This is a genomic window from Kitasatospora sp. NPDC093558, assembly GCF_040683475.1.
Lineage (GTDB): Bacteria > Actinomycetota > Actinomycetes > Streptomycetales > Streptomycetaceae > Kitasatospora.
In genome coordinates this window covers 1-8,492 of sequence record NZ_JBFBDY010000274.1, presented here as the reverse complement: position 1 = coordinate 8,492, position 8,492 = coordinate 1, and the positions used below count along the sequence as shown (strand labels likewise).

Annotated in this window: 9 protein-coding genes and 1 pseudogene; 6 read left to right on the top strand and 4 right to left on the bottom strand. The window is 71.9% G+C overall.

Going from position 1 to position 8,492, the window contains the following annotated elements:
• Window positions 1–316 (bottom strand): FAD-dependent oxidoreductase (locus AB0O00_RS23125; RefSeq protein ID WP_363654659.1); only part of this gene is annotated, 316 nt, incomplete at its 3' end.
• Entirely contained in the window at window positions 313–2,430 is a 2,118-nt protein-coding gene (locus tag AB0O00_RS23120) for a molybdopterin oxidoreductase family protein (RefSeq protein ID WP_363654657.1), read from the bottom strand. The genes AB0O00_RS23120 and AB0O00_RS23125, both read right to left, overlap by 4 nt.
• A 193-nt stretch (window positions 2,431–2,623) precedes the next feature.
• Between AB0O00_RS23120 and AB0O00_RS23115 the strand changes: the two genes are divergently transcribed.
• A complete protein-coding gene (locus tag AB0O00_RS23115) occupies window positions 2,624–3,748 on the top strand; it encodes a uroporphyrinogen-III synthase (RefSeq protein WP_363654655.1) in 1,125 nt (374 codons plus the stop codon).
• Window positions 3,748–4,320: pseudogene (locus AB0O00_RS23110) on the top strand (sirohydrochlorin chelatase); the annotation flags it as partial. The gene AB0O00_RS23115 and the pseudogene AB0O00_RS23110, both read left to right, overlap by 1 nt.
• 77 nt (window positions 4,321–4,397) lie before the next feature.
• Here AB0O00_RS23110 and AB0O00_RS23105 read toward each other — a convergent pair.
• Entirely contained in the window at window positions 4,398–4,598 is a 201-nt protein-coding gene (locus tag AB0O00_RS23105; protein WP_363654653.1) for a DUF397 domain-containing protein, read from the bottom strand.
• Between the two features lie 11 nt (window positions 4,599–4,609).
• A complete protein-coding gene (locus AB0O00_RS23100; RefSeq protein WP_363654661.1) occupies window positions 4,610–5,461 on the bottom strand; it encodes a helix-turn-helix transcriptional regulator in 852 nt (283 codons plus the stop codon).
• A gap of 152 nt (window positions 5,462–5,613) precedes the next feature.
• Here AB0O00_RS23100 and AB0O00_RS23095 point away from each other — a divergent pair, with 152 nt between their 5' ends.
• From AB0O00_RS23095 to tgmC, 4 genes are read left to right on the top strand one after another with little or no spacing between them, the layout of a single operon-like run.
• Window positions 5,614–5,940, top strand: a complete 327-nt coding sequence (locus AB0O00_RS23095) for a hypothetical protein (protein WP_363654651.1) — start codon at window positions 5,614–5,616, stop codon at window positions 5,938–5,940.
• 16 nt (window positions 5,941–5,956) lie between these two features.
• Complete coding sequence (locus AB0O00_RS23090; RefSeq protein ID WP_363654649.1) at window positions 5,957–6,214, top strand: putative ATP-grasp-modified RiPP; 258 nt, start codon at window positions 5,957–5,959, stop codon at window positions 6,212–6,214.
• 11 nt (window positions 6,215–6,225) lie between these two features.
• Window positions 6,226–7,179 (top strand): ATP-grasp ribosomal peptide maturase, encoded by a 954-nt coding sequence (tgmB, locus tag AB0O00_RS23085; protein ID WP_363654647.1) that lies wholly within the window; start codon window positions 6,226–6,228, stop codon window positions 7,177–7,179.
• Window positions 7,176–8,291, top strand: coding sequence for an ATP-grasp peptide maturase system methyltransferase (tgmC, locus tag AB0O00_RS23080; RefSeq protein WP_363654645.1), 1,116 nt, complete (start codon window positions 7,176–7,178; stop codon window positions 8,289–8,291). Before tgmB ends, tgmC begins: the two co-directional genes overlap by 4 nt.
• Window positions 8,292–8,492 lie beyond the last annotated feature (201 nt).

Below are 8,492 nucleotides of genomic sequence, written 5' to 3'. Positions count from 1 at the left end.
AGCCGGTCGCGAGGACGAGCTCGTCCCACGGCTCGATGGTGCCGTCGGCCAGGCCCAGCGTGCGGGCGGCCGGGTCGAGGGCCACCACCTCGGAGCCGGTCCTGGCTTCGGCGCCGCCGAGCGGCAGGGCGATCGACTCGGCGTCGTAGCGCCCGGTCAGGACGTCCGCGAGCAGCACCCGGTTGTAGGGCGCGCGCGGCTCGGCGCCGTAGACGGTGACGGTGCCGGACCCGCCGAGCGCGCCGTAGCGCTCGGCGAAACGGGCGCCGGCCATGCCGCCGCCGACGACGGCGATCCTCGGGGTCCTCGGGGTCACGGGGTCACCTCCTGTCCGGCGCGCTCCACCCGGACCGCGCAGAGCTTGAACTCCGGCATCCGCGACACCGGGTCGAGCGCCGGGTTCGTCAGGCTGTTGGCCCGGCCCGCGCCCGGCCAGTGGAAGGGCATGAACACGGTGTCCGCCCGGATCGCATCGGTGATCCGCGCCGGGGCCACCGCCCGTCCGCGCCGGCTGGTCACCGCCACCGGCTCCCCGTCGGCCACCCCGATCCGCTCGGCCAGCCGCGGGTGCAGCTCGACGAACGGGCCGGGCGCGGCCTTGGTCAGCTCGGCCACCCGGCGGGTCTGCGCGCCGCTCTGGTACTGGGCGAGCACCCGGCCGGTGGTCAGGTACAGCGGGTACGCCTCGTCCGGCTCCTCGCCGGCCGGGCGGTGGGTGACGGCCGCGAAGCGGGCCCGTCCGTCCGGCGTCGCGTACCGGTCGAGGAAGAGCCGCCTGGTGCCCGGGTGGTCCTCGGCCGGGCAGGGCCAGAACACGCCGTCCTCCGCCGCGATCCGCCGGTAGCTGATGCCCGCGTAGTCGGCGTCGCCGCCGGCCGAGGCGCGGCGCAGCTCGTCGAACGCCTCCTCGGCGTCGACCGGGAAGCCGGTCGCGACGCCCAGCCGGGCGGCCAGTTCGCGCAGCACCCACAGCTCGCTGCGCACGCCCTCCGGCGGGTCGAAGGCGCGGCGGCGCAGGATGACCCGGCCCTCCAGGTTGGTGGTGGTGCCGTCCTCCTCCGCCCACTGGGTCACCGGCAGGACGACGTCCGCGAGGCGCGCCGTCTCGGACAGCACCAGGTCGGCGACGACCAGCAGGTCCAGCGCGCGCAGCCGCTCGGTGACGTGCCCGGCGTTCGGCGCGGACACCGCCGGGTTCGAGCCGGCCAGCAGCAGCGCCCGGACGCCGTCCGGCCGGCCGAGGTCGTCCAGCAGCTCGTACGCCGACTTGCCCGGGCCGGGGATGCTCCCCGGGTCCACTCCCCACACTCCGGCGACGTGTTCGCGCGCCGCCGGGTCCTCGATCGAGCGGTAGCCGGGCAACTGGTCGGCCTTCTGGCCGTGTTCGCGTCCGCCCTGCCCGTTGCCCTGGCCGGTCAGGCAGCCGTAACCGGCGTACGGGCGGCCGGAGTTGCCGGTCGCCAGGCACAGGTTGATCCACGCGCCGACGGTGTCCGTCCCCTTGCTCTGCTGCTCCGGGCCGCGTGCGGTGAGCACCATGCCGGTCTCGGCCGTCCCGAACAACCGTGCGGCCTCGCGCAGTTGGTGGGCGGGCACGCCGGTGATCCGCTCGACGCGGTCCGGCCAGTGCGCCATCGCGGACTCACGGGCCGCCTCGAAGCCCGAAGTTCTTCGAGCGATGAACTCCTTGTCCACCAGGCCGTCGGCGATCACCAGGTGCAGCAGGCCCAGCGCGAGCGCCAGGTCGCCGCCGGGGCGGGGCTGGAGGTGCAGGTCGGCGAGCTCGGCGGTGCGGGTGCGGCGCGGGTCGACGACGATCAGCGTGCCACCGTTCTCCCGCAGCTCGCGGAAGTAGCGCACGGCGGGCGGCATCGTCTCGGCCGGGTTGCCGCCGACCAGGATCAGGCAGCCGGTGTGCGGGATGTCGTCGAGCGGGAACGGCAGGCCGCGGTCCAGGCCGAACGCCCGGCGGTGCGCGGCCGCCGCCGAGGACATGCAGAACCGACCGTTGTAGTCGATGTTCGCGGTGCGCAGCACCACCCGGGCGAACTTGCCCAGCAGGTACGCCTTCTCGTTGGTCAGCCCGCCCCCGCCGAACACGCCCACCGCGTCCGGCCCGTGCTGCTCCCTCGTTTGGGCGAGTCCGTCGGCCACGCGGTCCAGCGCCTCCGGCCAGCCCGCCGCCCGCAGCGGCCCGCCGGGCCGGTCGCGCAGCAGCGGGCCGGTGAGGCGGACGTCGCGGGAGAGCAGGGCGGGCGCCGAGCGGCCCTTGCCGCACAGCGCGCCCCGGTTCACCGGGAAGTCCGGCCGCTCCAGCACCTCGGGCACGCCGTCGACGCCGCCGCCCAGCCGCATGCCGCACTGCAGCGAGCAGTACGGGCAGTGGGTGTCGGTGGTCGGCGGCGGGGCCGGCTGGACGGTGAGGTTCATGCCGAGGAATGTCGCCGTCCGCTGTTTCGCGACCGCGTCACCCGTGTTGCGGGCGCGGTACGCCTCCCTCACGGCCGCCCGGCCCCAGGGTGCGCTCCAGGAACACTGACCGTAACCGGAGCAGCCGTTTCGCTTACCTGGGAGTGACGGGCGGGCAACGCCCCCGTAACGTGCGCGCCGCACCCTGACCGGCATGGCAACCCCCACCACCTCGCCCGGACCCCTCACCGGCTTCACCGTCGGGGTCACCGCCGCGCGCCGCCGCGAGGAACTCGTCGCCCTCCTCGCCCGGCGCGGCGCCCAGGTGGTCGAGGCGCCCGTGCTGCGCATCATGCCGCTCGCCGACGACCTCGCCCTGCGCGAGGCCACCGAGCGGTGCCTGACCGCCCCGCTCGACTACGTGGTCGCCACCACGGGCGTCGGCTGGCGCGGCTGGATGAGCGCCGCCGAGGGGTGGGGCCGCGGCGCCGCCCTCGCCGAGGCCTGCCGGGGCGCGGTCGTGCTCAGCCGCGGGCCCAAGGCCACCGGGGCCGTACGGGCCAGCGGCCTCGGCGAGGGCTTCTCCCCCAGTACCGAGGCCACCGACGAACTCCTCACCTGGCTGCTCGCCCGCCCCCTCGACGGCTGCCGGATCGCCATCCAGGAACACGGCGTACGGCTCGACACCTTCGCGGCGGCCCTGCGCGAACGCGGCGCCGAGGTGATCTCCGTCCCCGTCTACCAGTGGGCCCCGCCGGACGACATGGCACCGGTGCGGCGGCTCGTCGAGCAGACCGTCCGGCGCCAGGTGCACGCGCTCACCTTCACCAGCGCCCCTGCGGTCGCCGCCTTCCTCGCCACGGCGGAGGCCGAGGGCCTGCGCGAACCGGTCCTCGACGCGCTGCGCGGGGACGTGCTGCCGGTGTGCGTCGGCGCGCTGTGTGCGCGCCCGTTCGCGGACCTCGGGCTGCCGACGGTGTACCCGGAGCGTGGCCGGCTGGGCTCGCTGGTCCGGCTGCTCGCGGAGACGCTCCCCACTCTCGGCCGACGCGAAATCCCATTGTCCGATGTGGTGTTGACGCTTCAGGGCAATGCGGCCCTGATCGACGGCGAGAGCCACCTGCTGAGCCCGCGCGGCGCCGCCGTGCTACGGGCGCTGGCGGAGCGCCCGGGCCGGGTGCTGAGCCGGGCCGAACTGCTGCGCGCGGCCTGGACGGACGCGAGCGCGGACGAACACGCGGTCGAGGCGGCGGTGGGGCGACTGCGGGCGGCGCTGGGGGCTCATGGGGGGCTGATCAGGACGGTGCCGAAGCGGGGCTACCGGTTGGCGGCAGGCTGATGCTGCTGGCCGTGGCGCACGGAAGCCGGGACGCGGCGTCGTCGGCCGCGATTTACGCGCTGCTGCGCCGAGTTCGCGCCTTGCGACCCGAACTAAGCGTCCAATGCTGTTTCCTGGACCTGAACCGCCCGTCGCTTTCGGAGGCACTGTCCCAACTGCGCGGCGAGAACCCCATCCTGGTCCCGTTGCTCCTGAGCACCGGCTACCACGTACGGGTGGACATCCCAGCCGCAGTGGCCGCCGCCGGCCTCCCCACATCCCGGGTAGCCCGAGCGCTGGGCCCACACCCACTGCTGGCCGAAGCCCTCGCCGACCGTCTAGCCGAGTCCGGAGCCACCCCCGAGGCCCCGGTGGTCCTGGCCGGCGCGGGCTCCTCCGACCCGGCGGCGATAGCCGACACGACGAGAATGGCAAGGCTGCTTGCCACCCACCTGGGCCGCCCAGTCACGCCGGCCCATCTGTCAGCGGCAACCCCCACCCCCCACGAGGCAGTAGCCGCCCTGCGCGACGAGGGCCACCGCGAAGTGGCAGTAGCCACCTACCTCCTGGCCCCCGGCTTCTTCGCCCGCCGAGCCGCGACGACGGAGGCGAGGTGGACGAGCCCCCCGATAGCCGCCCACGACGCCGTAGCCCGCCTGATCCTCCACCGCTACGACGAGGTCAGCCGGTCGAACTCCCCCGCTTTGACGCCGCGCAGAAGCGCAAGGAGCCTGTCGGGCGAGGTGGAGATGATGACATCGGGCTCATCACTCTCCCGAAGCCTGATGCTGCAGTCGTGGCCCGCCGCGAGATAGATGCAGTTGGCCGACTCGGAACTGTAGCTGGACTTCTGCCAGTCGAGAGCTGACATGACGTTTCCTCTCAGGTGTCCCTTTCGATACGAGCAATGAGATCACGTGACTTCGAAGCGCTGAGGGCGCGGGCTTCCATGAGGTCCAAGACCTTCTGGTACTTCACCAGTTGTGCGTGAGCATCGAGGAACTCGGAGCCGTGATAGGTATCGAGTTGCACGGTGTCAAGCTGTGGCACGACCCCGGAGCAGTACACGATGGACTGTCCGGAGCCGAGGAACGTGCCTGAACCGAAGGGGATGACGCGAACCGTGACGTTCTCGCGGGTGCTCGCCTCGATGAGGTGCCTGAGCTGCGCGCGAGCGATGGCTGGCCCACCGAACCCCATCCGCAGGGCTGCCTCATGAACAGTCGCCGTGAGCGGAGTCGCCTGCTCTCCGTATAGCACCGCCTGCCGCTTGATGCGATGGGAGACACGATGCTCCACTTCAGGCGGCGACAGGGGAGGGACTGTATCCAGGAAGATCGCGCGGGCGTGGTCAAGGGTCTGAAGCAGGCCAGGAATGTGAATCACCGAGGCGATGCGCATCGCCGTGGCGTGGTGTTCCAATTCGGCAAGATCGAGCATGCTCGGCAGCAGGATGTCGCGGTACTCCTCCCACCACCCCCGGATCCGCCTGCCGGTCATCCCAGCGAGAGCGTCGACCAGGTTCTGGTCCGTGCACGTGTACGCGTGAGCGAACGCGCGGACACGGTCCGCGCTCACCGCATAGCGGCCCGCTTCGATTCGGCTCATGTGGCCCTGGTTCACACCCACGAGAGCTGCGGCGGCAGTTGAGCTGAGCCCAGCGGTCTCGCGGAGTTTGCGCAGTTCAAACCCGAGGCGCTGCTGCCGCAACGTTGGCGCGCCGTTCGATGACATCGCGATCCTCTCGTTCACTACCCGGGGTGATATGGCGAGTCTTCAGTGGACTACATAGAAATTATGCCACTCCCGACGCTACCGTATGACATGGCTCAGTTACTAAAGGTGCTGGCCGATGGCTCAACCATGCCTTGAGACAGGAGACTTCCATGGCGTCTGCGCCCTCGCCAAACCCCCACGTGCCGTTCGAACAGGAGTTGTGCGCGCTCGTGCTCGACACCGTGCCCCGGCTCTTCGCCGTCGTCCAAGTGTGCGACGAAGGAGCGGCCGACGCCGACGGGTGGGTCGTGGCCTGGGGGCTCGCCGACGACACCGGGCCGACCTACGTCATCACCGTCGACGGCCGAGCGCGCATGACCCTCGCGTCCCCCGAGCGCGCCGTCCGCCACTTCACCGGCCGGCCGGGAACCACCGCGCGCCTAATCTGGCTCGCCCAGCCGGACGCCGCCGCGATGGACCAAGCCGAAGCCGCCTGACCCAAACGCCCCCTCTGTGCAGGAAGTCGACCCGGCCGACTTCCTGCACAGAGGGTCCCAACAACCCCGTCTGCGCAACGGTGAGCCGTCGCAGTGGCAGTACGCGGGGCTGGACCCCGCGACGCAGACCGGTCTGTGGTTCGGCGTCGACGGCACCATGACCCCCGCCGAGCTGGGCAAGCACGGCACGTCCGTGGGCACCTACCCGCCCACCCAGGTCGGCAAGGACGGCAAGGTCGACGGAGACTCCGGCCACGACGCGACGCAGGACTAGGAGGTAAGACCATGGACGGACGCCCGGTGCTGGTCTCCACCGAAGCCGAGGGCCCGACCGCCGATCTGGTCATAGCGGAGCTGAACCGGCGCCGGGTGCCCGTCCTCCGGTTCGACCCCGGACGCGACTTCCCGACCCGCGCCGCGCTGGCCGCTTCGATTACAGCTGACGGCTGGTCGGGAAGGCTCACGGTAGGCAAGCGGGCCGCCGATCTCTCCCGCGTCCGCGCGCTCTATCACCGTCGGCCGAGCCCGTACGCGCCGCAGAGCGACCACCAGGCCGACCGCTTCGCCGCCCAGGAGAACCGCCGGGGGCTCAATGGCGTGCTCGGCGCACTTCCGGACTGCCTCTACCTGAGCCACCCGCAGGCCATCGCACGCGCCGAATACAAGCCCGCACAGCTCGCCATCGCGTCCCGGCTCGGACTGTCAGTCCCGGCAACACTGATCACCAACAACCCAGCCGAGGCGAAGGAGTTCGCCGCCGCGCAACCCACGATCTACAAGCCCCTGCACGCCGGGGCCTACCACGTGGACGGCGAACCCGCCGGCATCTGGGCGGCACCGGTCGAGCCGGGGGAGATCTCCGACGCCGTGAGCAGCTGCGCCCATCTCTTTCAGGAGCAGGTGCCGAAGTCGGGCGACGTGCGCGCGGTGGTCGTCGGGGAGGAGGTGTTCTGTGCGCTGATCATTGCCCCTCCCGGGGTGGTCGACTGGCGCAGCGAATACCGGAACCTGGCGTACGAACCCGTCGACTGCCCCGAACCGGTCCGGGCCGCTCTGCTTCGGTTCCTCAGCGAGTTCGGGCTGCGCTTCGGGGCGTTCGACTTCGCCGTGTCCCCCGATGGTGAATGGTGGTTCCTGGAGTGCAACCCGAACGGCCAATGGGCGTGGTTGGAGCACGCGGCGGGCCTGCCGATCACGTCCGCCATCGCCGATGTTCTGGAGAACGGAGTAACCGGGTGAAGGAGTCCGAAGGGCTGCGGGCGGTGCTGGCCGCACAGCTCAAGGAAGTGGGGGTGATCCTGACCGCCGAGTGGGAAGCGGCGATGCTGGCCGTCCCGCGTGAGGCATTCCTGCGGGACGGCTGGTTCGAGTACGACGGCGACGGGTGGTATCGGCCCGTGTCGCTGGAGAGGTCGCCCGAGCTGATCGGCCGCGTGTACGAGGACGACACGTTGGTGACGCAGCTCGCCGGCTGCGTGGTGCCCCGGCAGGTAGAGGGCCGGTTGGCGCAGGTGCCCACGTCCTCTTCGACGCTGCCCGGCCTGGTGGTCCGGATGCTCGAAGACCTGCGCGTTCGGCCCGGCATGTCGGTGCTGGAGGTGGGCACCGGCACCGGATACTCAACTGCGTTGCTGACGCGCGTCCTTGGCGACGACCAGGTGACGTCGATCGAGGTGGACACGGACGTGTCGGCCCGGGCATCCGTGGCGCTGGGCGGACTCGGCTACTGGCCCGAGCTGGTGGCCGGTGACGGGCTCGCCGGCTACGCCAAGGGGGCTCCGTACGATCGGATCATCGCCACGTGCGGGGTCCGGAAGGTTCCGGCCGAGTGGATCGCGCAGACCCGGCCGGGCGGCGAAATCCTGGCGACCGTGGGCGGCTGGATGAACGCTTCCGAGCTGGTGCGGCTCACTGTGGCCGAGGACGGCACGGCAGCCGGTCCGGTGCTCGGCGGCGGGGTGTCGTTCATGCTCGCCCGCCCGCACATGCCCCCGCCGCTCGGCATGCTGCCCGCGCTCGACCAGGGCGAGGCCCGTCCGGCGAGCATCGGCGCCGACGTGCTCGACCAGTGGGCGGCCCGGTTCGTGGCGCAGTTCGCGGCGCCAACGGCGCAGTACTTCGCCATGCCCCGGAACGGGCGCACCGAACACGTGTTGGTGGACGTGGAGGGCGGGTCATGGGCGGTGGTGTTCGAGGACGCGGGCCGCTGGCTGGTCCGGCAAGGCGGGCCGGTGCGGCTCTGGGACTCCGTGGCCGAGCTGATCACCCGGTGGCGCGTCGCGGGCGAGCCCACCGGCGAGCGGCTGCGGATGGCCGTCAGCTCCGAGGGCCAGCGGATCGACTGGGACTGAGGTCCGGGAACGGACGGTAGGCGGGCTTCGCCAGGTGCTCAACGGGCTCCCCGACGAGATGGGGTTGCGCATCGACGTCCCACGAGCCGAAGCCGTCTCATCCAAAAGCCCCTCTGCGCAGGAAGTCGACCTGGCCGACTTCCTGCGCAGAAGGTTGGGACACTGCCGTGGGGGGGGCCGGCCGGGGCGGGGGGGGGCGGC